The 24,418-nt window shown below is 57.7% G+C and carries 20 protein-coding genes; 7 read left to right on the top strand and 13 right to left on the bottom strand.

The window, feature by feature from the left end:
• Positions 1-26: 26 nt before the first annotated feature.
• From K1W69_RS25245 to K1W69_RS25215, 7 genes are all read right to left on the bottom strand, one after another.
• Positions 27-4,406 (bottom strand): NACHT and WD40 repeat domain-containing protein, encoded by a 4,380-nt coding sequence (locus K1W69_RS25245; RefSeq protein WP_220231243.1) that lies wholly within the window; start codon positions 4,404-4,406, stop codon positions 27-29.
• Between the two features lie 128 nt (positions 4,407-4,534).
• A complete protein-coding gene (locus K1W69_RS25240; RefSeq protein ID WP_220231242.1) occupies positions 4,535-5,161 on the bottom strand; it encodes a hypothetical protein in 627 nt (208 codons plus the stop codon).
• Positions 5,154-6,032: a DNA-processing protein DprA gene (locus K1W69_RS25235; protein ID WP_220231241.1), complete on the bottom strand. Its 879-nt coding sequence runs from the start codon at positions 6,030-6,032 to the stop codon at positions 5,154-5,156. The genes K1W69_RS25240 and K1W69_RS25235 overlap by 8 nt, the downstream gene beginning before the upstream one ends.
• 8 nt (positions 6,033-6,040) lie before the next feature.
• Entirely contained in the window at positions 6,041-6,382 is a 342-nt protein-coding gene (locus tag K1W69_RS25230; protein ID WP_220231240.1) for a hypothetical protein, read from the bottom strand.
• Positions 6,383-6,765: 383 nt separating this feature from the next.
• Entirely contained in the window at positions 6,766-7,767 is a 1,002-nt protein-coding gene (locus K1W69_RS25225) for a 4-hydroxyproline epimerase (protein ID WP_220231239.1), read from the bottom strand.
• A 9-nt stretch (positions 7,768-7,776) separates the two neighbouring features.
• Positions 7,777-9,036: an NAD(P)/FAD-dependent oxidoreductase gene (locus K1W69_RS25220; protein WP_220231238.1), complete on the bottom strand. Its 1,260-nt coding sequence runs from the start codon at positions 9,034-9,036 to the stop codon at positions 7,777-7,779.
• Between the two features lie 72 nt (positions 9,037-9,108).
• Complete coding sequence (locus K1W69_RS25215; RefSeq protein ID WP_220231237.1) at positions 9,109-10,002, bottom strand: dihydrodipicolinate synthase family protein; 894 nt, start codon at positions 10,000-10,002, stop codon at positions 9,109-9,111.
• Between the two features lie 330 nt (positions 10,003-10,332).
• Between K1W69_RS25215 and K1W69_RS25210 the strand changes: the two genes are divergently transcribed.
• Both K1W69_RS25210 and K1W69_RS25205 read left to right on the top strand, forming a co-directional pair.
• Complete coding sequence (locus tag K1W69_RS25210) at positions 10,333-11,007, top strand: GntR family transcriptional regulator (RefSeq protein ID WP_258571355.1); 675 nt, start codon at positions 10,333-10,335, stop codon at positions 11,005-11,007.
• A gap of 165 nt (positions 11,008-11,172) precedes the next feature.
• Positions 11,173-12,102, top strand: coding sequence for a VOC family protein (locus K1W69_RS25205; RefSeq protein ID WP_220231236.1), 930 nt, complete (start codon positions 11,173-11,175; stop codon positions 12,100-12,102).
• Between the two features lie 12 nt (positions 12,103-12,114).
• On the opposite strand, the gene K1W69_RS25200 is transcribed toward K1W69_RS25205, so the two are convergent.
• From K1W69_RS25200 to K1W69_RS25185, 4 genes are all read right to left on the bottom strand, one after another.
• Complete coding sequence (locus tag K1W69_RS25200; RefSeq protein WP_220231235.1) at positions 12,115-13,029, bottom strand: sugar kinase; 915 nt, start codon at positions 13,027-13,029, stop codon at positions 12,115-12,117.
• A gap of 234 nt (positions 13,030-13,263) precedes the next feature.
• Positions 13,264-13,581: a hypothetical protein gene (locus tag K1W69_RS25195; RefSeq protein ID WP_220231234.1), complete on the bottom strand. Its 318-nt coding sequence runs from the start codon at positions 13,579-13,581 to the stop codon at positions 13,264-13,266.
• A gap of 82 nt (positions 13,582-13,663) precedes the next feature.
• On the bottom strand, positions 13,664-14,596 hold the full coding sequence (locus K1W69_RS25190; protein WP_220231233.1) for a cation efflux transmembrane domain-containing protein: 933 nt from the start codon (positions 14,594-14,596) through the stop codon (positions 13,664-13,666).
• Positions 14,593-15,828, bottom strand: a complete 1,236-nt coding sequence (locus tag K1W69_RS25185) for an HlyD family secretion protein (RefSeq protein ID WP_220231232.1) — start codon at positions 15,826-15,828, stop codon at positions 14,593-14,595. Before K1W69_RS25185 ends, K1W69_RS25190 begins: the two co-directional genes overlap by 4 nt.
• A gap of 286 nt (positions 15,829-16,114) precedes the next feature.
• Here K1W69_RS25185 and K1W69_RS25180 point away from each other — a divergent pair, with 286 nt between their 5' ends.
• From K1W69_RS25180 to K1W69_RS25160, 5 genes are all read left to right on the top strand, one after another.
• Positions 16,115-16,738, top strand: a complete 624-nt coding sequence (locus tag K1W69_RS25180) for a hypothetical protein (RefSeq protein ID WP_220231231.1) — start codon at positions 16,115-16,117, stop codon at positions 16,736-16,738.
• Between the two features lie 60 nt (positions 16,739-16,798).
• Positions 16,799-18,268 (top strand): carboxypeptidase M32, encoded by a 1,470-nt coding sequence (locus K1W69_RS25175; protein WP_220231230.1) that lies wholly within the window; start codon positions 16,799-16,801, stop codon positions 18,266-18,268.
• A 107-nt stretch (positions 18,269-18,375) separates the two neighbouring features.
• On the top strand, positions 18,376-19,215 hold the full coding sequence (locus K1W69_RS25170) for an alpha/beta fold hydrolase (protein WP_220231229.1): 840 nt from the start codon (positions 18,376-18,378) through the stop codon (positions 19,213-19,215).
• Between the two features lie 135 nt (positions 19,216-19,350).
• Entirely contained in the window at positions 19,351-20,535 is a 1,185-nt protein-coding gene (locus K1W69_RS27355) for an adenylate/guanylate cyclase domain-containing protein (protein WP_220231228.1), read from the top strand.
• Positions 20,536-20,633: 98 nt separating this feature from the next.
• Complete coding sequence (locus tag K1W69_RS25160; RefSeq protein ID WP_220231227.1) at positions 20,634-22,256, top strand: DUF427 domain-containing protein; 1,623 nt, start codon at positions 20,634-20,636, stop codon at positions 22,254-22,256.
• Here K1W69_RS25160 and K1W69_RS25155 read toward each other — a convergent pair.
• Complete coding sequence (locus K1W69_RS25155; protein ID WP_220231226.1) at positions 22,240-23,124, bottom strand: hypothetical protein; 885 nt, start codon at positions 23,122-23,124, stop codon at positions 22,240-22,242. The genes K1W69_RS25160 and K1W69_RS25155 overlap by 17 nt on opposite strands.
• 126 nt (positions 23,125-23,250) lie before the next feature.
• A complete protein-coding gene (locus tag K1W69_RS25150; RefSeq protein WP_220231225.1) occupies positions 23,251-24,051 on the bottom strand; it encodes a methyltransferase domain-containing protein in 801 nt (266 codons plus the stop codon).
• Positions 24,052-24,418 lie beyond the last annotated feature (367 nt).

Here is a 24,418-nt window from a genome sequence, read left to right as displayed (position 1 = left end):
TCCCGCGGGTGCGGGAGAGGGACCGTTCATGTCCTGTGAAATCCCTCGTCGGACATCATGCCGATCTCCGGGTCCGCTTCCAGCGGCATGACGGCGGGCTTGCTCGCGCCTTCCGGCAGCCGCCATTCAAAGTGTCGCCAGGCGTTCGCCGAGGCGGAAAGCACCAAGTCGTCGGAGCGTGAGAAGGTGAGGTGGCCGCCATCCGGAACATGGTGACAATTTGCGATTTCGCATCCTGCGTTGCCGTCCCACACGCGCAGAGTATTGTCGTAGGAGCCTGACACGATGCGCGCGCCGTCCGGACTGAAGGCGCAGACTTTAACAAAGCCTGTATGTCCCCTGAGGGTGGTGATCATCGTGCCCGACCGGGTGTCCCAGATTTTGAGCGTTCTGTCGTCGCAGCAGGAAATGATCCTGCCTCCGTCCGGGCTGAAGGAACAATCGCTGACGATGCCCTCATGACCGCTCAGAACATAGGCGAGTTCTCCGGTTTCGGCGTTCCATACGCGCAGTGTGGAATCTTGCGAAGCCGACAGAACCAGGAGACCGTCAGGGCTGAAACAGCATGCTGTGATGGCGGCTTCGTGCCCTTCCAGAACGAGCAATTCGGTGGCGCTCTTCGTATCCCAGATCCTCACGGTGCGATCATTCGATCCCGACACGATCTTCTTTCTGTCGCGGCTGAATTTGCAGCAGGTGATCGAGTCCGAGTGGCCTTTAAGCGTCGCGATCTGCTTGCCCGTCTCGCCATTCCAGATTCTCAAGCCATTGTTGTAGGAGCCGGAAACGATGCGCTTGCCGTCTTCGCTGAAGGCGCCGGCTCTGACCCAGTTGGAATGTCCCTGCAGGACGGCGATCTGGTGGCCGGTCGTTCCATGCCACAGCCGCAAGGTTCCGTCGTCGGAGCCGGACAGGATACGCGAACCGTCCGCGCTGTAGGCGCAGATGTTGACCGATCCGCCGTGGCCTTCCAGTCTTGCGATCGGATCCCCCGTCGCCCCGTCCCACAAGCGCAGGGAATTGTCGTCGGACCCGGATATGATCCGGGTGCCGTCCGGGCTGAAATCAAGGCATTGAACCCAGTTGTCATGACCGCCGAGAACTGCAATCATGCTGCCGTCTTCGGCGTTCCACAAACGCAAAGTGTTGTCTCGGGCAGCCGACGCGATGCGCGTGCCGTCCGGGCTGAAGGTGCAGGCGTGAATCCAGTCGACGTGCCCTTCCAGGCAGGCGAGTTCCGGGTCGCTCGCCGCATCCCAGACGCACATGACGCCGGTGTCGGACCAGGAAATGATATGGTGGCCGTCAGCGCTGATGGAGCAGCCGAGGATCATCGACTCCTGCCTTGGAAAGGCTGACACCGATCGCCATGTCTTGGTGTCCCACAACCGCAACATGCCGTCTTGCGTGGACGTGATGGCGGTTTTGCCGTCATTGCTGAAATCGAGCCAGGTCACCGACGACGAGTGGTCGGTCACCACTTTCGAGATTTCACCTGAATCCGCGTCCCAGACTCGAATGGTCGAATCCTTTGATGCGGACACGATCGACTTGTCGCCCGGAGCAAACGCTACCCTGGTGATGCTGTCCTCATGGTCAGGAAGGATGGCGATGGCCTTGCCGGTGGCGCCGTCCCACAGGTGCAGCAGATTGTCTTCCGTGGACGTGACGACGCGGCCGCCCGTCGAGGAAAAGGCGCATTCCATGACTGCGGCTTCATGTTCGCCGGCCGGGAAACATTCCTCGCCTGAGGCGGTGTCCCAGAAGCGCAGAGTGCGATCGGCTGACGCCGAGATGATGATTGTCTCGGCGGCGTTGATGTCGCAATCCGTAATCGCTTCATCGTGCCCGGCGAGCGTGCGGACGAGTTTTCCCGATTTGCAGTCCCAAACTTTCAGCAGCGTGTCTTGCGAGCCCGTGACGAGCAGCGAGCCAGCCTTGTTGAACGCGCAACAGGTCACAGCGAGCGTATGGCCGCGAAAGACGGTTTTCTCCTTTCCGGAGCCTGCGTCCCACAGCCTGATCGTGGCGTCGTCGGAGCAGGATGCGACAAGGCGTCCGTCAGGGCTGAAAGCGCAGCTTCGGACGGCCGCGGCATGCCCTTTGAGGGACACGAGCTCTATTCCGGTCTCGCTGTTCCAGATGTGCATTGCGCCGTCGTCGCAAGCCGAAAGCACCAGTTTTCCGTCAGGGCTATAGATGCATGTCGTAATGTTGCGGTCTGCTTCCGGACGCCTCGCCAGATGTTCGCGCCGCACATTTATCCTGCGCCATTCTGCAGCCGTTGCAGGCGCAACGCTGTTCCCGCCGGCGATCAGCTCCGTGCGCGCCTCCTTTTCAAGGCCATCGCAATGGACGACCAGATTTTGCGTGCAGGTGGCTTTCTGCAGATCTGCGTCCTTCAGTTCGCAACGCCGGAAGGTACATTCGGTTATGGCCGCTTTATCCAGCTTCGCAGAAGAGAAATCCACTTCATCGAACCGGCAATTCTCGAAACGCGCGCCCTGCAGATCGCAATCCCGGAAACTGGCGTTGGCTATGTGCGCGTTGGACAGGGTTGCGCCCGCAAAATTCGATCCGGCGAAGTCGTATCCTGACAGGCGCGATTTTTTGCCGAGATGGGAAAGATCCACGCCCGGCATCTGGAAGCCGCCCTTGGGCGCATCCGGATCGCCGCGCTCCTGAGCCTGGAGCGCAATGCCGAATGCGAGGTCCGACGACATCGGTTTGTAGGGTTCCGACAGGATCTTCCCGATGCTTTGCAGAAACGCCTTGCGTTCTTTCTGCGACGCCTTGTTGAAGATCAGATCCGTAATGAAAATCTGGACGTCATGGTCCGTATCGTTGGCCTCCCAGGCGTCGAAACGTCCTTCGCCGGTTGACTTGAACAGATGCGCGGCGAGAAAAAACGCCCTGATCGGAGTGTCCGAGAACCGGAAGAGATCATCGTCGCCACGAACCAGAAACGTCGTGGTGCGCAGATCCTCGTAAAGCAATTCACGCGCCTTGCCCTTGTAGGAAGAGGCGTAGATATCGTTCATCCGCTCGTCGGTGCGCAACTGCGCGTCCAGCCACGCGTTGAGCTCCGACGCTGACCAGGCGGCGCGGCCCGAATCCCACATTTCTCCGGCCAGAGTGACCATCATCTGCTTCTTGATGTCCGAGTCGAAAATCTGGCGGTTTTCTTCCGCCGCCAGAGCGTCGTCGATCAGATCGTCAAACAGTCTTGCAAGATTAACGGAGCCGGTGTTTCGCCGTTCTGCGTCCAGGGCCTCCAGGCGCTGTGCGATCGCATGCAGCCAGGATGGCCGCCGGGCCATGACGGCGAGCCCGTTGAGAGCCTGGAGCGTCTGTTGGGACTGCTCCGCGTCGCTGGTCAGCTCGATCAGGGCTTCGCGAAGGTCTTCCGGCTCCAGAAGTTCGGTCGACACGATCTCCGGCGCAGAGACATTCTTCAAATTGCCGATCAGCGCGGCGATTTGGCGTTTATTGCGGAAATGGTGGCTGCGGCAAGACACAAGCAGACGATTGGAGGTCGAGTGCGCTGCGCCGATGGAGAGAAACGCCACAAGCGCCTGAAACAGGCTTGCGGTTTCGTCCGGGTGGAGCGCTGCTCCGATCTCGTCCAGCCCGTCGCAAATGACGACGCAATTGCCGGCGTTGATCTTCGCATAGACCTCTTCGGACGCGTAACCGTCGATTTCGGCGAGCGTATCGATCAACAGACGTATGTCGTCGGCGCGAAAACGGCGGCTTCGCAGACTGGGCGTCTCGCTGTAGAAAAGTTGTCGCGCCTGCTTCAGGTCCAGATAGACCGTCTCGTAGTCGAAATCCTCCCGCGACAGGCGTTCAGAAATATCACGGCAAAGCGTCGATTTGCCGGTTCCGTATTCGCCCAAAAGGAGCAAAACAGGGGACTTATCTTCGTCCGACAGCCATTCCGTCAGGTGCTGCATCGCGCCTTTCGTCGAAACGGCAGGCGAGGTTTTGGGCGCGCTGGACGGTTGGACGTGTTTCGGGGGCAGGGGATTTTGTGTTTTTACTTCAGGTTCCGGAGTAGACGCTGAGGCGGCGGTTTCAGGCAGGTCTTCGCCCTCGAACCAGCACAGAACCTGATTGAAGGGAACGCCCTCGTGATCCGTGACCTCGAGCCGGAATTGACCGCCGGCGTCGGCAATTTGGTCGTTGATCCGGCGGCGCCAGGATTCGAAAGCCTCCATCGCGGTGCTCGACGAGTCATCGGGATAGGAGGCAGGGGCCGCATGTCTTAGCGGAATATGATTCTCACGCGACGGATCGATCAGCCGGCACAGCCGCTCGCAATGCGCAAACGCTTCCTGACCGGTCTGACCATTGGCTTTGATTGCCTCAAGCCATTCGGTCACCGACGATCTGTCGAGTATCATGCAAAGCCCACCTTCACTAGATGTTTTGCAGGAAACATATTGTCGTGAATAACGCAAGATACCGGGAGGTCGCAATATTTGCTTCTGATACACGTTAGAGCTTTAAATCGATGAAGAATATATCTTTATTAGTGTGCGTCTATCTGTGAAACAATTCTTCTCGCTATGAATACGCCATAGATCAGAGCAGCAGGAAACTGGTCCTGCAGCAAATCATGCATCACGCGAAAATGACTTCCGGTTTTCAGCACGTCGTCCACGATGACGATCTGCTTTGGCGCTGGCTTTAGCCTTTCCTGGTTTACAACGAGGATATTGCGAAGAATGTCCGGCAGCGGGGGTTCTTCCGAAACAGGCTCCGGGCGCGATTTTATGATGAGGTCGCGAATGTCCAGATCGGCGTCGGGATGGATGTTCTGGCACATTCGCGTGATGTAGTCGTCAAAGTCGGGATCGCTCGCCTCGCGCGCGGGCGGCACGGGCACAAAGGTCATCTTCCCGATCTCGGCCCAGTTGATGGCGTTATGCAAATAGGCGCTGCATTTGCGCAGCGCTTCCTGCTTGCGCGCGTAAGCCGGCTTGAAGCGGTGTTTCGGAGAAATCGACAGATCAGCAATGAGCTGGTTTGTCTGGCCGCCGCTGAAATGACTGCCGGAGGTATATTCGAAGAGGAAGAGGCATTTGTCGTCGTTCCTCAGGAAATCGTAGTCGGCGATATTGGAACTGTCGATTTCGCGGAACCTGATCTTATTCAAGATTCCTCCAGATATCGGCGGGTTCTCGTATTCGGATGGCTCCAAGATCCTCGTAAAACCGGGGCCATCTGATGTCCCGGCGCTGGAAGCAGAAATCAGGAATGAACAGCTTGCGTCCCTGGTACAGCGCAGCTTTTGCCTGGATGAGGACATCGGAATCATCTTCCGCGTCGACGATGATCGTTGCGGCTGTCAGCGCGCTCATCATCTCGTACATCTGGGACCTGAACGATTTCATGTCGCTCTGTTTGCGCTTCTGGTAGCGCAAAACGGGAACCGGCGTCGCGATGAGATAGCTCCGGGCAATCGTCTCGTAGACTTCCTGACTGACGAGGCCGGTCATGTCGCCGAGCGGTGAACTGGTGACGGCGATGACATTGCCGCCAGCGTCTATCGCAGCCCTGTGAGCCGTCATGTCCGCGGTTGTTCCAAGGCCGGATACGACGGTATAATCCATCATGGCGAGGACGCGCGCCATCTTGTCGGCGAGATTGACGCCTGACCAGGAAGCGTTCTCGCCGCCGATCACAGCGATGCAGTCCGTTTCGACCAGTTCCCAGGTGCCCTGGTAGTAAAGGAGTTCGACTGGCGTGCGCGCTTCTCTCAGCTTTTGGGGATAGTCGCCGGCGCGATGGATTCGCACGCCGTAGCGATCGATGCCGGCCAGCCGAAAATATTCCAGAACGCCGGCGGCGCATTCTTCGCGATTTTCGAGGCTGGCGAAATTCGAGGGGAGCGCCGAGGGGTTCTTGGCGAACTGTCCGGCGATGGACGTGAAATTGCATCCAGGCTCGAGCCAGAGCGACTCGTAGGCGCCGATTTCCCGCATGGGAGATATCGGTTGAAGCGCCGGCCCTTCGAAAAACTGCATTGCGAACGTCATGGCGCGATAGAGGGGTTGTCGCCCGAAAAGCGAATAAAGCCGCGCGGAAATTCAGTCGATAGGCTGCGATAGATCAAATCTGCTGGAATCTGTGTGTGCAAGCGTTCGCCGCCCGCAACCCATGCGCTAGCATGTCCGGTAATATTCATTCGTGTCGCCTCAACAAATCTAGTCATATGCAGGAAACTGTCCCGATAACCTCGCCGTTGCTGTATGTCTTTTGACAGGGGTTCAGTCTCCACCATTTCGCCATCCCCCTGAATACCATGGGAAAAAACGATACGCCAGCAATGTCGGCCGTCGCCGGTGGGGATAAGCGCATATGCAGGAAAGGCCATGATATCCGCGCGTTCGATACAGATGCGAGCGCAATCTGGCGGCGGTTGTTTTTAGGGCGTTACTCCGAATAAAACGCTTCGAAATCAATGGGATAAGAGACGGGACGCGGATGCGGCGCAAAATATCCTGCCTGTCACAAAAAATATTCATTCGAAATAAAATATTGGTCGATATCCGCCTCTGTTCCTGCGGCCGCAGGCTGAAGTTCGCAGTTGTGGGGACATGTTGCGCCGCAATTGATTCGCTGCGTCGGACCGTTGCGGCAGCGAGCCGGTGTGACGACCTTTCGTCACGGCAGGGGCCGCTGCCCGGGCGGAGATATGGCGCGCAATGCAACCATTGATATGTAGTGAAATGTTACAGTCATGTGACTTCTGTGGTCTTACTCGACGACGAATCCATGGCGATATGGGTCACGATCATCGATGAATATCGTGTTCAGACCATGCATTCTGGCCCATCCGCCGATGGATGGAACGATCGCGTCATAGGCGCCGACTTTCACCCGGTCTTCGACGCGTCCTTTGAACAGCGATCCGATGATGCTTTCGTGGATGAAGTCGTCTCCGGGCTGAAGGCGCCCCTTGGCCGCCCATTGCGCCATACGTGCGGATGTGCCGGTTCCGCAGGGCGAACGGTCTATCGCCTTGTCTCCGTAGAAGACGGCGTTGCGGGCGCTGGCTTCCGGGTGATTTGGAGCGCCTGTCCACAGAATGTGACTGAGACCGCTGATTTCGGGGTGTTCGGGATGCCTGAATTCGTATTTCTCGTTGAGCGCTTTTCGCAACAGCGGGCTGTAGCGGATCAGGTCAATCGCCTTGAAATCGGCAATGTCGGAGAAGTTTTTCTGACTCTCGACGACAGCGTAGAAATTGCCGCCATAGGCGACGTCGACAACGATTTCTCCAAGGCCCGGACACTCCGCCGTCAACTCCGTCGAATGGAGGAACGCCGGCACGTTGCGCAATCGGACCTCTTCGACGCGTCCAGCCTCCATGCGGTAATCGGCAAGAACGCGTCCCGCCGGCGTATCCAGTCGCAATTGCCCGGGCGTAGCCGGAGTGACCAGGCCGTGCTCGACGGCCATTGTGACGGTTCCAATGGTTCCGTGGCCGCACATCGGAAGGCAGCCCGATGTTTCGATGAACAGCACGCCAACGTCGCAATCGTCGCGGCAGGGCGGATAGAGTATGGAGCCGGACATCTGGTCATGTCCGCGCGGCTCGAACATCAGACCGGTGCGAACCCAGTCATATTCGGCCAGAAAGTGCGCTCGCCTCTCAAGCATGGTGGCGCCGGACAATTGCGGCGCGCCGCCGGCGACCAGGCGAACCGGGTTTCCACAGGTGTGGCCATCGATGCAGAAGAAGCTGTGACTTGCCATGCGTTTCCTTCAGAACCTGTCGGCGCGGAACGGGGTCAGGTCGATCGAAGCCGGCTCGCCAAGCGCAAGCTCCGTGATGAGGCTCGCCGTGCCGGCCGACTGCGTGAGGCCGAGATGCCCGTGGCCGAAACCATATATGACCCTGTTCGTGCCTCTGGCCATGCCGATGACCGGCAGGCTATCAGGCAGGGAAGGGCGGAACCCCATCCATTGAACGCCGTCCCCGATGCGCAAACCGGGCAGGAAGTCTTTCGCCTTGTTCAAGAGAATTTCGGCGCGGCGCATATTCGCAGGCAGGTCCAGACCGCCGAGTTCGACCGCTCCGCCGACGCGTATTCCGCTTGACAGCCTGGTGACGACAAAGCCGTGTCCGCCAAAGGTTATCTGCATTCGCAGATCGAGTGCATCAGGCGGCAGGGTGGTGTTGTAACCGCGCTCGGTTTCAAGCGGTATGCGGTCGCCCAGCGAGCGCGCCAACGGTCGCGACCATGCTCCGGCGCATATTACGACCTTGTCTGCAACCAGAACCCGACCGTCTGCGCAGCGGATGCTCGCCGTCTCGTGGTCGGCTGTCACGGAGGTTGCTTCGGCGATGGCGAACTTGCCGCCGCGATCCTGGAATTTTTCAGCGACATTGAGCGTGTAGTCGAGCGGATCGTCGACGCTGTACCATTCCGGCGAAAAGGTCGCCCGTGTAAACCGGGACGAAAGGCCCGGCTGCACTTCCGCGATCGCGTCCACGCCCTCGATGTGCCTGAACGGAATCAACTGGTTCTCCCGCGCTTGCCAATGCGGAAGCGACGCCTCGAACTCGCGGTCGCTTTCGTAGACCTGAAGATTGCCCTCGCGCCGCAACATATTCCCGAGGCCGGCGTCCCTGAGGAAATCCAGAAGTGTCTTTTTTGAGTGATTCATGAGCGCGGATTGCGCGGCGACGCCGCGCGTCATCTCGGATGGGCGTGACGCGCGACTGAAGCGGAGGAGCCACGGCAATATCTTGAAGGCGTAGGCCGGCGGAATCGTCAGTGGGCCGCCTGGATCCATCAGCCAGGCGGGCGCATGGCGAAACACGCCCGGTGACGCGAGTGGAATGATGTCAGAGAACGCAAATGCGCCGGCATTGCCTCTCGATGCGCCGGCCGCAAAGCCTTCGCGATCGATCACGAGTGTTCGCTGCCCGCGCATCTGCAGGCTGAGCGCGGTCGACAGGCCGACAATGCCTGCGCCGATGACGATGACGTTCGGTTTGGATTCGCCCAGTTCAGTCATAACTTACTTCAACTCAAACCGGGCAACCGCGCCAAGGTTCGTTCCGCCTAATCTGCCGCGGGTCCGTATGGATTAGTTTCGCGGCAATACAGGCCGGCTTTCGATTGCCAGCCTTACGATCTTTTCCACCCTTTCGCGATGTTCGCCCCGGAGTGGTTGACGCGGCATGCGCACGCGATCATTGGACCCTATTTCAATAACTTCCGCAAGCTTGATTTGTTGCACGAGCCAGGTCGAAACATCGAGATCGAGCAGGGGACGGAACCAGCGATGGATGGCGAGCGCTTCCGCATATCGGCCCTTGCGGATCAGGTCGTAGATCGCGACCGTTTCGCGCGGGAAGGCGACGACCAGTCCTGCGACCCAGCCCACGGCGCCCGCCGTCATGGCTTCAAATCCAAGATTGTCGACGCCCGTAAGAACATCGTATCGATCTCCGAGACGATTGAAGATCTCGGTCGTGCGCCGGATATCGTCCGAGCTTTCCTTGATCGCGACGAAGCGCGGGTCGTCGGCCAGTTCCTCCATCATGTCCGGTGTCACGTCGACGCGGTATCCGACGCGATTGGAGTAGATCATGACAGGAAGGTCGCCAGCCTCGGCGATCGCCCTGAGATTGGCGATCGTCTCGTCACGGCCGCTGTGGTAGAGCGGCGAGGGGACGATCATCAATCCGTCCGCGCCGGCGCCCGCCGCCCGCTTCGCCAGGTCGCAGGCTTCTCTCGTTCCGGGTTCCGAAATCGTGAGAAGGGCGGGCTTGTCGCCGGTCGCCTGCTTGCAAAGGTGAAGGACTTCGAGCCGCTCGTCATGCGACAGCATGTTGCCTTCGCCCAATGTGCCGCAGGCTATCAAACCATGACAGCCGGCGTCCATCATAAGGGCGTAGCAGCGCTCCATCTCCGCATGGTCAAGACCATTATCGTTGGTGAATTTGGTGGTGACCGCAGGTATGACGCCTTGCCACATTTCATCGTCCTTTCAGGCTGCCCGCGGCAGCAATCCTAGCATTGCGAAAGTTTAATCTTTTTCCGCCCGTTTTCAGTGAGATAAAGATACAGCGCAACCTATTGTTTTATATCATGATCGAAAATTCGCGGCTCTGAGCGAACCGGGCGCGGCGCCGAGAATCTCCGGTTCCGCCTGCTCAAGGCCGCCGCGCTATTCCGATCGCCACAATTCCATACCACATCAGTTTAAGTGGTCAATGAAATTGGATCCAATTTACAATCTGGAGGAAGTGAGATAGTGATGGACGCAGGTATTTGCACCCTTTGGATTACCCCCGGAACTCCGCAGATGGCGTCGAATCTGAAGCTGAAATCGATCGATATCGGTAACCGCGCCTCCGCGGGTTCGATCGTCTATGATTCTCTGAGAAAAGCGATCATCGACGGCGAGCTGGAAGATGGAACGCCGTTGCGGCAGGATGATATCGCCTGCCAGTTCAATACAAGCCGTATCCCTGTCCGGGAAGCTCTCTCGAAGCTGGAACAGGAAGGACTCGTCACCAACCGGCGTTATCGGGGCGCGGTCGTGGCGGGCATATCGCACAGGGAGGCTTCGGAGATTTTCGATTTCCGGATTCTGATGGAGAGCGAGGTGATCGCTGCATCCGTTCCGAAAATGACGTCGGCGTCCCTGTCCAAGGCGCGCGCCTACTGCGATGAATTCCGCCGCACGGATGACTCGAAAAGCTGGAGCAAGCTTAACCGCAAGTTCCACTACAGCCTGTATCGCGACAGCGGACTGAAATATCATCTGGACATGATCGACAATGCTCTGGACCGGACGGAGCGATATGTTGACACCCAACTGTCGATATCCCATGGCGTTGAAAAGGCGCATCGCGAGCACCTGGCCATTCTGGAGGCCTGTGAAAACGGAAACGCCGAACTGGCGGCGCGATTGACGCGGGAACATATTTCAAGCGTGCGCGACGAATTGCTGGAGCATCTCGGGGGCGGACGGTGAAGTCCAGCGGACGCGGTTTCAGTCTTTCCTGAACTTGAGAGGAAAGGGTCAGTTCGAATTGTGATTGGGTATAACTACAGTATTGCAGCTTGCGTTGCTGTCGGTTCGACAGTTATGACAACCGATCCATACAAGTGACATGCACGGCGTCCGGAAAGAGGGGAAATGATTTCAGAGGTAAGAGGTTTGCACCACGTCACCTCCCTGACGCGCGATGCGTCTGCGAATAATCGTTTCTTCACGAAGTGGCTCGGATTGCGGAGAGTCAAGAAGACGATCAATTTCGACGTTCCCGACGCCTATCATCTCTATTACGGAACGCGCATTGGCGCGCCCGGCACGTTGATCACCTATTTTCCCTTTCCGAGCCTTTCCGGCAGCCGAATGGGATCGGGAGAGGTTGGCTGCGTGGCCTTTTCCGCGCCGGAGGGCGCGCGGACCTTCTGGGAGGCGCATGTCGAGGAACTGAAGCTCAGGCTCGTCAGCTCGGATGAGTATTTCGGACAGAAACGGCTGAGGTTTCAGGGGCTGGACGGCGAGGAAATCGCAATCATCGAGAACCCTCGTGACAAGCGGAAGGCCTGGGACGGATCGGACCTTTCCACCGACATCGGCATTCGTGGTCTTCACTCCGTCAGCCTGCGGCTTGCGGATGCGGCGGCGACCGCGGAATTTCTGAAGTTGATGGGCTATGAGTTCCAGGGCAAGGAAGGCAATCACCATCGCTACCAGCTTGCGAAGGGCAATGGCGCCGATTGCATCGACATACAGGAATTGCCGCACGCCGATCCGGCCAAGGCCGGCGCAGGGGCAGTCCACCATATCGCCTTCGCCGTGGAAAGCCGCAAGGAACAGGAAAAGGTCCGCGAGACCCTGCTGAACAACGGCTATCGCGTGACGCAGGTCAAGAATCGCAGCTATTTCTTCGCGATCTATTTTCGCTCGCCGGGGGGCGTGCTTTTCGAGATAGCCACGAACGAGCCGGGTTTCAACACGGACGAAAAGCTGAGTGAACTGGGCCAGGGGTTCATGCTTCCCAAGCAGCACGAATCCAGGCGTGAGCAGCTAGAGGAAAGTCTCGAACCGATTGAGTGACGAACGCCGCGTTCAGTCCTTCGGAATAATCGCGCCCCGATGTCCGACGACGCGTGACGCAAGGTCGTGGCCGGCCTGCATCGCGGCTTCAAGGCTTGCGCCGGAAAGGAAGGCGCCAAGAAACCCGCCGTTGAAGCTGTCGCCCGCCGCGGTCGTGTCGACGACTGATTTCGCCGGCTTGAACACGCATTTCGAAATGTCCGCCTCGCCGAGCGGCGCAGGGCCGAGCGGACCGCGTTTGAGCGCCCCGGAACGAACGCCATAGCTACGCAAACGCTCAAGCGTTTGCGTTTCGGATTTGTCTTCGAACAACACCATTTCATCATCGATGGACGGGAGCGCGATATCCGCCATTCGCCAGGCGCGGGCGACGGCTTTTCTTGCCGCATCCTGGCTTCCCCAAAGGCGCGGTCGATAATTGGAGTCGAAGGAAAACAGTCCTCCGGCCTCGCGAAAGCGCTCGATCCAGAGGAACAGCGCCTCGCGTATATCCTCCGGCAGGATCGCGAGCGAGATGCCTGACAGATAGATGACGTCGTAGTTTTCCAGGGTGCTGAAATCTCTTCCTGCGAACATCTGACGGGCGGCGGAGTTTTCCCGCCAGTAGAAGAACGATCGTTCGCCATTCTCGTCGGTGCTGATGGAATAGAGACCAGGCAACCTGTCGTTGATGCGCGCCAGGGACCGTGTCGAGACGCCCTGTGATTCAATGAAATGCGCCATGCGTTCGGAAAACGGGTCCGCGCCTATGCAGGAAACGAACGCCACTTCGTTTTCAGCCGCTATCTGTCGTCGCAAGTAGATTGCGGTATTGAGCGTATCGCCCGCGTATCCGACACTGGCGGCGGTTCCGTCGCTGTTCAACAGGAGTTCGATCATGGCCTCGCCGACACAGGCTATTTTCAGGGGGCCTTGCGGAATTGGCATACTGACTTGTCCCGGCGAATAGTTGTCTGATCGCAGGACTGATAAACCAGTTTGGTGGATTTGGGGAAGTCCGCGCATGTTTAAAACCGGGAAAGGCGGTTGCGTCGCCGCAACCGCCTCCGTGCCGAACAATGGCGCAGAGCCACCATCCAGAAGTTCGTTTCTAAACCAACTATGAGGCGTCAGGATGGCGAAAGCCGCATTGGCGCGGACCGGATTGACACAGCGCGCTTCCTAAGCGGCGTTGTGCATCAGGTCATTCATTTCGTCGTAGTAATGGTCCGCTGCGCAACGGTCGCGCTCGATTGCGCGGGCGATATTGCGAAACAGGATCAGGGCAAGAGCGTCGTCGGATCCAGCGTTCAGGACGACATGTCGTTTGTCGCGATAATCGCCGGCAAGGTTGCCTTGCAATTCAACGCCAATCACGCGAAATCCATAATCATGGGGACCGAATTCGCCTTCAAGCAGGGCTGTGCCGGAGCACTGCGCAATTTCCGTTGCGCCGATGCACACAGGCAATTCGTCGAAAGAATATTGAGTTGTAAACATTGAAGATGGCTTAAGGGGATGAACAAGGAATAGGGTCTCAATATATACCATAATGGTATATATTGTCAATGCTTAATCCCGCTCAGGTTGCAGCCTTGTCTTGCAGCGCGACAACAAAAGTCGCGTCTATGTGGCTGTCGAGCGCGCGAAGCGCATCACGCAGACGCCCGATCTCTTCAAGCAGTTTGCCTGCTGAATCTCCGCCGACGGGCGATACAAGAATTTCGACATGCGGAAACTGCCCCGAGCGCCGTGACCGAATATTAAGTATCTGGACATGTGGTGCATCCAGGGCGCGAACCGTTTCCGAAATTTGTGAAAGTTCAATCCCTGACAGAGGCGCATCGAGGAGATCCGGGAGGCTCCTTGCAATCATCATGAGTCCATTGACCACCATAATGACCGCAACGAACGCAGCGCCGAGACCGTCCATGAAAAGTCCGACCACCGGATCCTTCGCCAGGGTGGCCACTGTTAGGGTTATTTGCAGGAAAGTGGAATTTGCGCATTTGACGACCCGGGATTTGATCTGCGCCTTGTAGATTTCGGATTCTTCCGTTCGATCGCCGGAAACAAGGGCGAACAGGGAAACCCAGTTGATCGTCAGGTTGAAGGCGTTGACGATTGCAGCGAAAGCCAGCCCCATCGGCGTCGGAGGCACGCTTTCTTCAACGAGGGAACGGACGACCTTTTCGGCGACCCAGACGCCGCTGGCGGTCATGCCAAGGCCGATGATCAGCCACGAAAACTGTTCGATCTTTCCAACGCCGTACTGAAAATGCGTCATGCGCCCCCGATGGATGCCCGCCAGCAGCCACAGGGAATAAACTTCGATCATCAGCATGAAGCTTGAACGGGCAAATTCGCTGAGAAGCGTTAGCGAACCGGTGGTGACCGCGAAAACGAGCTGCAGCAGGCTGGCGGAAGAATCAGCCAGACTTGAGTATATGACAGCCCGTTCGTGGGAAATTTCCTTCCTGGTGGGGTCGCGTGTCCTTTCAGAAAGTAGCCTCATAGTCTCATTCGCGCCCTGATGATGTCGATGAGACCAATATCGGGAAATTCGACATAGGCGGCCTGGCCGATCGGGCAGGTTTCAACCTCGAGATCGTCGGGCTCGAGTGAGAGCAGAACCTGGGCGCGACCCGGGTCTCGTCCCTTGGCTATTGCGGCGAGGTCGTCAGGGCCAAGACTCGCCGCTGAACCGCGGACGAGAATGACGCTCGCCCCGACAGGCGCGCCAGAACCTTCGATGACGACGCGCGCGTTCATGCCTGGATGGATCAGGGGCGTCTCGGCATCGGAAACCGGAACGTCAACGAAAAGCTCCGAGCAATCCACCCAGGTGAGCACCACCTGTCCGGGCTGAACGACTGCGCCGGTTCTCGACTCTATACTGAGAATCGTTGCGCCAGCCGGTACATGCACTTCAGCTTCGGACAAGCGCGCAAGGTCTGCGCGCGCCGATTGAAGTTCGGACTCCAGAAAGCGCGCTTGAGAGTCCAGCTCCTGCCTGTGCATCGTCATTTGCAAACGTTGCAGACGCAGATCGCTCGCATCGTCCAGAGCCCAGGCGGGAACCTCGCCGTCATAGTTCTGGTAATGCCCCGAATCAGCGAATTTGAGCTGCTCAACGGCCCTGGCCAAATGCGCCGTCTTGCTTGCCTGGTTCTGGCGGAGCTCTGAGAGACGCAGGGCCGTTTCGTCAATTCTCGTCTGCGGCACTATTGTGCCGCTTCCTGCGGATTTCAAACGCTCCAGCAGTTCTTCAAGCACCGTTATCTGGGTCAGTTGCGCTGCGTTGTCCTGCTTGAGTTCGGCGATTTCCCTGCGCAATCGCTGGCGAAAAATGCGCGCATAGGCCTGTCGACGTCCCAGACGTGCGCTTTCCATCTCGTGTAACTGATCGAGAAACTGCCCGGCCTCGGCCATTTGTTCCCGAATTGCATTGACCCGTTGTTCGAGGTCATCGACACGATTTTTCTGCGTGAAAAGTCGATCGTTGCGTATCAGAATTGCAGATGTGTCCGGACCAACCTGTGTTCCAATATCGGGCAAGGGCGTAGCGATGTCGCCTGCTATTGGCGCGGTTGCAAGCTGTTTCCAGGTGGTGATCGCCGAGTCTCGTATAAAAACGGATCTGAGATAGGGTCCGCCGATCCAGGCCGAGTAGAGAAGAAAGGCAAGGACGCCAGCCACAAGAATCATCAGAAAGCGGGGGTTTCCCTGTCGCGGCGCCTTGGACATGTCGCTAATGCAATTCCATTATTGTATTCGGCGGAAAATAACATCCGAAAACTATTTCGGGCAGTCGAAAACCGTCAATTGCCGCTCACCCTTGCGACTACTATAGATTGAGATGGTCGGCGCGACCAGATGGCTGGATGCAGGGCGATCACGTTTTTCTGACATGTATTGCATTCAGGAAACCGATCACCATATTTTCATCCATCGAACCGAAAAATCCTTCGTAATCAGGATGGTAGAACCATTTCCTGAGCATTCGACCTGTAACAAAAAACGGTGAAACGATATGCGTCCGTTTACGATTGCCGCTGCGGCGTTGCTTGCCGGAGCGCTGGCTGTTGTCACCATGACTTCGGAGGAAGTTGGGCAGGCCAGGGAGAGAATACACAGTGAAGATGACGTCGGCTGGAGGTACAATCACCACGCCCGTTTCGATGAATGGGAAACTTTCTGCAAGCAACCGGTTTCGGACAATCCCGGAGACGGGCAGGCGATGTCATCAGAGCAGCGCTGTTACATGCGTCTCGCCGATTCCTTTATAGCCTACGACGCCATCGACTATTCACCCTATCAGGTAACGCTGTCTGCGACGGTTGGAGCAGACGGCAAAGGGACGCAGGTTGCGTTTTATCTGGGAGAAGACCTGATTTCGGCGGAAAGCGGCGCGTATCTTCAACGCGACGGCAAACCGGTCTGGAACCTGGATACGCAGGCGTGCGCCAGTCAGAACCTCTGTGTTTTCACGGGCCCTTCCGCCCATGCGCTGATCGAAATATTCTCCGATCAAACGGCCGACGAACTGACCCTCGTCTGGAATGTCGCCGACGGCGCCGGGCACATCCACTCCCGCCATTGGCCAATGTCGTACTTTGCGGACGCCCATGCCGAACTGGCGCGGATATCCGACTGAACGAAGTCCGCGCAGACGCGTCGGTTGCCATTCGGTGAATTCCTGTCTAACTGCGTGGTCATGACATTTGACCTCGTCCTTGATCATCTCCGCCAGACCTCGCTGCTCTTGCAGATAGCCGAGACAAGCCACTGGGACCAGGAAACCGTGATGCCGGAGAAGGGCGCGAGCCTGCGCGCCGAACAGATCGGGGCGCTTGCCGCGACCATTCACACGCGCCAGTCCGACCCGCAAGTGATGGAATGGATATCGGCATTGAACGAGGCGGAACTTACGCCCTTCGATCGCTGCAACGTGGACGAGGCCCGCCGGCAATACGACAAGGCGACCCGCATTCCGAAATCCCTTGCCGAAGCGAGCGCCAAAGCCGCCTCCGAGGGCCAGGTGTTGTGGACCGAAGCGCGCAAACAAAACGACTATGCGGTGTTCGCGCCGGCTCTGAAACGAAATGTCGCTCTGAAGCGTGAGGAAGCCGCCTGCCTGACCGATGGAGACGGCGGCCTTTATGACAGTCTGCTGGACAGTTTCGAGCCGGGCGCAGAAACGGCGGAAGTCGAACCTTTGCTGGAAAGCCTTCGCCCGGCGCTGGTCTCGTTACGCGAGCGCATTCAGGAAAAGCCGGCTCCGACGGCCCTTTCAGGCTCGTTTCCGGAATCCGATCAGCTCGATCTGGCTCGGTTCGTCGCTGAGACCATGGGTTACGACTTCAAGGCCGGACGCCTCGATATTTCCGTCCATCCCTTCAGCAGCGGCACGGTGAGCGACGCCCGCATCACGACCAGGATCGACGAGGCCGATATCCAGGACTGCCTATTCTCGACCATGCACGAGGTTGGCCACGCTCTCTACACCCAGGGCGCGGCGCACCCTTATCTTCCGGCCGGCGACTATTGTTCGATGGGCGTTCACGAGAGCCAGTCGCGTTTCTGGGAAAACCAGATCGGGCGCTCGCAACCGTTTGCCGAATGGTTTTTCCCCTCGCTGAAGACTCGCTTCGACACTCTCAACCTCCGCGGGCCGGAGGAGCTTTACGCCGCGGTGAACCATGTTCAAACCGGCTTTGTCAGAACGGAGGCTGACGAGGTGCATTACAACCTGCACATCCTGCTTCGTTTTGAACTGGAGCTCGAACTGATCGACGGAAGTCTCGAGACTGAAGATCTGGAGGCAGCCTGGAACATGCGTTTTGAACGGGACTTCGGCAAGGCGCCGCCGGATGCGCGGCTGGGTGTTCTGCAGGATGTCCACTGGTCCGCCGGCTTGTTCGGCTATTTTCCGACCTACAGTCTCGGCAACATCTATTCGGCCTGTCTTGATGAGGCGATGCGGGCGGATCTGCCCGATCGCGACGCCATGGTCCGGGCAGGCGAGACCGCGCCGATCCTCGACTGGCTTCGCGAGCGCGTCCACAGTCGGGGCAGATTGCTGGCGCCGCAGGACCTGATCGCCGAGGCGACGGGAAAGGCGCCGTCCACACGCCCGCTGATCGATTATCTGGAAACAAAATTCGGCGCGCTTTACGATCTTTAGGCAACGGCAACCCTAAACAATTGAAACATTAATTCCGAACCTGCGAAAATCGACTGAAACATCAGGCGTTCAAAACCGGATTATCAAGCAAGCCGGGATGAACTGCGATGCCAGAATTCAAAAACGACCAGATTTCGTCCGCGCCCGTGGTGGTCGCGCTCCATTCGTCGGCCTCCAGCGGCGCCCAGTGGCGGACATTGGCCGTTGACTGCGCGGGGCAAATGGAGGTCATCGCGCCTGACCTTCCAGGATACGGTCAAGCCAGCCTGACACGAGATATTTCCCAGAAGGGCGTCGCGGCTGCTGCGGCGCCCGTCATCGAGCTGATCGAGCGCAACGGGAAGCCTGTTCATCTCGTCGGACATTCGAACGGCGCGGGCGTCGCGCTTAAAATCGCAATGGTTCGACCCGACCTGGTCAAAAGCCTGGCGTTGTACGAGCCGGCGACGTTTCACTTCCTCAACCATGGATGCTCGATTGATCGTGCGCTCTTCCGGCAGATCAGCAGGCTGGCGGGGCTGGTTTCGGTGTCACTGGCTTTCGGCAATCCCGACCGGGGCATGCGCGCCTTTATCAATTTCTGGAACGGAGACGGGGCCTGGGAATCGCTCCCAGACAAATCGCGCAACAAATTCGCGTCCCAGGCGCGTTCGATCATTGCCGATTTCAACGGCGGGTTTGCTGAAAGCTGGTCTTTGAAGGATCTGGGGGCGATCAATCTGCCGACGCTGATGATGAGCGGCGGGCGGTCACCCGACATTGCAGAGCGCGTGACGTCACATATAACAAGCGCCTTTCGCGACGTTCGCACCGAAGCGTTTCCCGCGCTTGGCCACATGGCGCCGGTCTTCAATCCCGATGTGATCAATCCGGTCATCCTGCGTCACATCGCACGGGTTGAAGGAGCGGACGCCGCTTCTTCGGCGCGCATGCGATCCGCCGCCTGATCCATTCGATTTCCAGGCCGGATTGCCGGCTGTTTGATTTCCAGCGAAACGGTTACCATATCGGAGGTAATTTCCGGTCCGGTCTGCTGAGAGGGTCTTTGCATCCGGACAATGTTTCATTCGGGCGATAGCGTTGTGGGTAATCATACGACCAATTCTGTGGACAGTGCGCCGGATATCGCAAATTGGCTCATCGGCGAAGGCAGGTTGTATGGCGACGGACTGAAGGTTGTCGAGGGTCTGGCGACTCGCCTGGCGGCTTCTGGCGTTCCCTTGTCGCGCATGCGCATAAACCATCAGGTTGCAAATCCGCTGATCGTCGGCTGGAGCACGGTCTGGACGCCGGACGGGGCGGTCGAAAATCCAATACCGGCAAGTGTTCTGCAGACATCGGCCTGGCATGGTTCGCCCTTTCAGCATGTCGTGCAAAACCGAGCCACATTCCGACGTCGGCTCGACAATCTGCATCCCGCGGACGACCACGGCGTATTGCACGAAATGGCCGACGCAGGGGGGACCGATTTTTTCGCGATGGCGCTTTCGTTCAGCGACGGTTCCACCCAGGGCGCGAGCTTTGTCACGAAAGATCCGCGCGGGTTCTCCGAGCGCGACCTGGAATTGCTGGAGTCACTCAGGGCTCCGATCGCAGCGGCGATGGAGCCCTGCGCGCAGAGGCGGTCCATGCGCAGCCTGCTTGCGACCTATCTCGGCCGAGGCCCGGCGAAAGAAGTCGCCGAAGGCGCGATACGCAGAGGCGATCTTGTCCATATGGACGCGGTTGTTATGTTTTCCGACCTCAGGGATTTCACCGCAAAATCCGCTTACTGGCGCGAGGCCGAATTGATCGAGGCGGTGAACGACTATTTTGAGATCGTCGCGGAGGCGGTACAGGCCCGCGACGGAGATATTCTGAAATTTCTGGGCGACGGCGTGTTGTCGGTGTTTCCGGTCTCCGGTGAGAAGAACCAGGAGGAACGCTGTATTGGCGCTGCGGAAACCGCCATTGAAATCCGCGCCAATCTCCATGCATTGAACGAGCGCCGACTGGCGGAGGGCAAGCCTCCGCTGGAAACCGGCACGGGAATTCATATGGGGCAGGTGACCTACGGCAACGTCGGCAGCAGGGACAGGCTGGATTTCACCGTCATCGGACCGGCGGTCAATCTGGCGAGCAGGGTCGAACAGCTTTGCAAGGCGACGGGCGATACGGTTCTTGCGACCAGCGCGGTGGCGGATCTCGTTCCGTCGCTTTTCCGCTCGACGGGCATGCATGCGATCCGCGGTCTGGATCAGGACATCGAAACCTTCGCCCTGATCTAGGGCAGGAGGGAGCGCAAAGCATGGTGCGTTTTTCAGCAGACAATCCGTTCACTGAACAGTGAACTTGAAACTGCATCGAAGCGGCTTAAGTTCGCTGCATGAATGAAAACGGATACAGCATCGAGATCGGAGATGTGGCGGGCGAGGTCGCTGTCCTTCATGAGGGGCAGACTGTCGCTTTTTCAGACCGGGCGCGCGTGCTGCGGGAAACGCGCCTGGCGGACTGCTATTACTTTCCAGTTGACGCGGTCGATCCCGATATCCTGATTCCTTCCGATCAAAAGACCTTCTGCCCGTTCAAGGGGACAGCCTCCTATTGGCATGTCAAAACTCCGTCCGGCATTCAGGAAAACGGCGCCTGGTCGTATCAGCGTCCTCTCGCGGAAGCGCGCGGGATAGGCGGGTACCTCTGTTTCACGGATGCGGTCGCCCAGGACTATGACTTTTCGGTTTCACCTCCGGATGTCCGGATCGAGGAAGCCCATATCAGCAGTCCCTTGAGCGATTGGGTGTTGCGCGGAGCAGGCAATTGCAAGACGCGCCGGGAGCTTGCGCGCATGCTCGGGCACAAACTCGTGGAGGCCGGCATCGGCGTCAGCCGCATGTCGGTCGTGCTCTGGTCGCTGCATCCCGAGATTGCAGGCACCAATATTATCTGGAAGCGCGATACAGACGAGGCCATCCTGGCCGAAGCGAGTTACGATCTCCTCGACGATCCCGAATTCGTCAACAGCCCGATCTACTATGTCAGTATGGCCAAAGGCGGCGTGCGCCAGCCTCTCAATGTCGACGTCTTCGAGTTCGACTATCCGATCATTCACGAACTGAAGGCCGCCGGCGCGACGGATTATGTGGCTATGCCGCTTCCGTTTTCGGACGGGCAGATCAACGTGATTACGCTCGCGAGCGACAGCGTCGACGGATTTTCAACGGCGGACCTGGGACAGATCTTCGAAATCGTCGGGGCGATTGGGCGGTATTTCGAAGTTCTGACATTACGCAAGAACACGCAGACGCTGCTCGACACCTATCTCGGACGTCGCACCGGCATACGCGTGTTGAACGGCGACATTCGGCGTGGCCTAGGCGAGGATATCCAGGCCGTGATCCTGTTCAGCGACCTGCGAAACTCGACGAGGCTCGCAGAAGAACTTCCGCGCGACGACTATCTGAAGATGCTCAATCGCTATTACGACATGGTTCTGGCGCCGATCAGCGAAAATGGCGGGGAAGTGCTCAAATTCATCGGCGACGCGGTTCTCGCCGTCTTTCCGGTTTCCGATCTCGCCGACGACAGGGCAGGGCAGGCGGAACTGGCCCTGCGGTCGGCCCGCCAGGCGATGAAGGTCGTCGAGCAAAACCTTGAGAAGGGGCTTACCGAAGATGGTCCGCCGATAGACATGGGCATCGCTTTGCATATCGGCGATGTGACCTACGGCAATATCGGCAGCCATGATCGCCTCGATTTCACGGTCATTGGCCCCGCGGTCAATCTCGCCACGAGGATGGAGGGACTTTGCAAGGCGACCGGCAACAAGATCATCATGTCGCGCGACTTCGTTCACGCGCTGGAAAGCAACGGCGACAGCCTGCCGCAGAATGTCTTTTCGATCGGCTCGCATCGTTTCGACGGATTTGAATCAAGCCAGGAGATCTACGCGGCAGGCAATCTCGATGCGGATGTCGAGCAGCCGGACGCGCAGATCAGTCCGGTGTCGTGATCACGCCCGCGGTTTCGAGTTCCGATCGTTCAGGATACCAGATTGCATTGTGCGGACTGTTGAAGATCCTTTTCAGAAACTCCGGATCAATTGCCTGATTTTCGAAGAATGCGCGGTCGCGCGACTGCTCCTCGGCAATATCGACGTTTGGAATATTGGCTGTGCTGTCCAGACGATACTGGTGAAAGCCGAGCCGGGCGCTGCGGCCCATCGATCTGTTGGCGCCGGAAATGAAGATGATCGTACAGGCCGAACTGCATTCGCCATCGATACGGGTGTCGAGATTTCCTTCCGACACCAGTCGCGCGATGCCCCTCGCTTCGTAGATATTTCCGCCTTTGCTGTTGAGCGCCAGGGCTTCGACGCCTGAACTCTCCGACAACAGATTCCGAATGATTTTGGTCGAACCGAGGGCGACGTCGCCATCGAGCGTCAGGACGCGGCCGTCTTCGGACAGCGACAAGTCGTAGGTTGAAGCGTGGAGGCGGTCCATCTTCGTCGTGAACAGCTCTTCTTCGGGTTTCCAGATCGTGCGCTGATAGAGACCCAGCCATTGTGTGCCGAAGATGAACAGCACGATTATGATTGCGACGTAGCTGCCCCAGACGGGCGCCAGCGAGCCGCGCGCGGCGACATGGGCCTCTCCGGCGCGGATGACGCCGATCGACAGCGTCGCGAAAATCGAAAGAGAGGCGACAAGCAGGCAAACGAAAACAATGAGCGGGACGTAGGGCAAGGTCATCACGCCGGCCAGCGCTGCGTAGACGATGATGCAGGGCGCGACGAAGAAAAACCAGAAGGACGGACCGAGAGCCCGTTCTCCGCGCAAGAATGAAAGGATCACATCCATCCAGGCACGATAGGACAAAACGGATCGCCTGTGGAGGCGTTTTCCAGGGTGCTTCTTACGCTGACTGCCTGCCGAGGTGGATACTGGAAAGCGCGGGGTTGAAGATTGACTGATCCCGATGCGCGATGCGCCGGCATCCGATTGCTACTTGATGGCTATGAAAGACTTTGTGAGGCCGCCAAAGGATTCACTGACAATCCGGGAGTCGAAAAACAGATGACGCATTTCTTTCCCAGTCATCAGTTTGATGCTGTCGACGATCTCTCTCGATTTCAGGAAATCGGGCTCCTGCAGGTAAAACCCGCACTTTCTGTTCCGCAGCAACCATGCGCGCAGAAAAAGCGGCAGCCAATGAAAGCCGATAAAACGAAAATGGGGTTCGATGGGAAACCAGTAGTTTGGCGTCTGGATGAAGTGACGCTTGCCGAGCCGGTGCACATTGTCCCTGAAATTAAGGATCGCCTCCCAATTACCGACATGTTCGATAACCGAATTTGAATGCACAATGTCGAACTCTTCTCCAACAAGCAGGCTTTTGTCCTTCGCATCCGCGCACACGAACGAGAAATGCTTGTGGTCTTTGATCTCCATCGGTTCATTGTTGACGATCGTGACGTGAATCCGACCGTGATATTCTTCGAGCAGGTCACGCGCGATCATCCAGTAAGTTTCCGTGCCCCCCAGGTCGAGTATGCGAACCGGCCGTCTTTCCGGCATCAGGTCGTGAATCATCTCTTCAAAAGGGGCGAAGCGTTTTTTCCTGAAACCGAACTCTATCGATTTGGGGTTTTCATATGGGTCTTTGATCGGGTTGGTCATCAGGGCGCCACTCCCACGGCCCGCGCCTCCAGGCTCCACGAGGCGAAGCTGTCGCGATCTGATTTGATGTTTTTGATGTCTTGGGGTGGTTGCCGCTCGACGGAAGTAAAGCAAATGGAAGAACAACAAAATCTACTGATAGTTGTTGAATCTGCAGGCGATCGGGCAGTGAAGCGATGTCCAGCGTGACGCCGAACATGCGCACTGTCTTCTTCAATGAAACTATCGAAGCAGCTTGGGGTCATCAAATAATCAATATAGATAAAAAATCGAGTTTTGAGAATAACTATGATTGATATTCTCTATAAATTACTACGATATTATTATTATGTTATATATTGCAATTTTTAGTGTTGGTGTGTTTGCAGAAGATATCGAATGCTTCTATTTGTGGAAATGTAAGCCTGACAATACTGAAATCGTAAGCGCCGTATTGCCTGCGAGTGTCTGATCGGATCTTTTGCGCGGCTGGTTCGCAGCGAAAAGAAAAGAT

The organism is Flavimaribacter sediminis (assembly GCF_019492055.1).
GTDB lineage: Bacteria > Pseudomonadota > Alphaproteobacteria > Rhizobiales > Rhizobiaceae > Flavimaribacter > Flavimaribacter sediminis.
The sequence above is the reverse complement of the archived record's forward strand: the minus strand, read 5'-3'. Positions and strand labels throughout refer to the sequence as shown.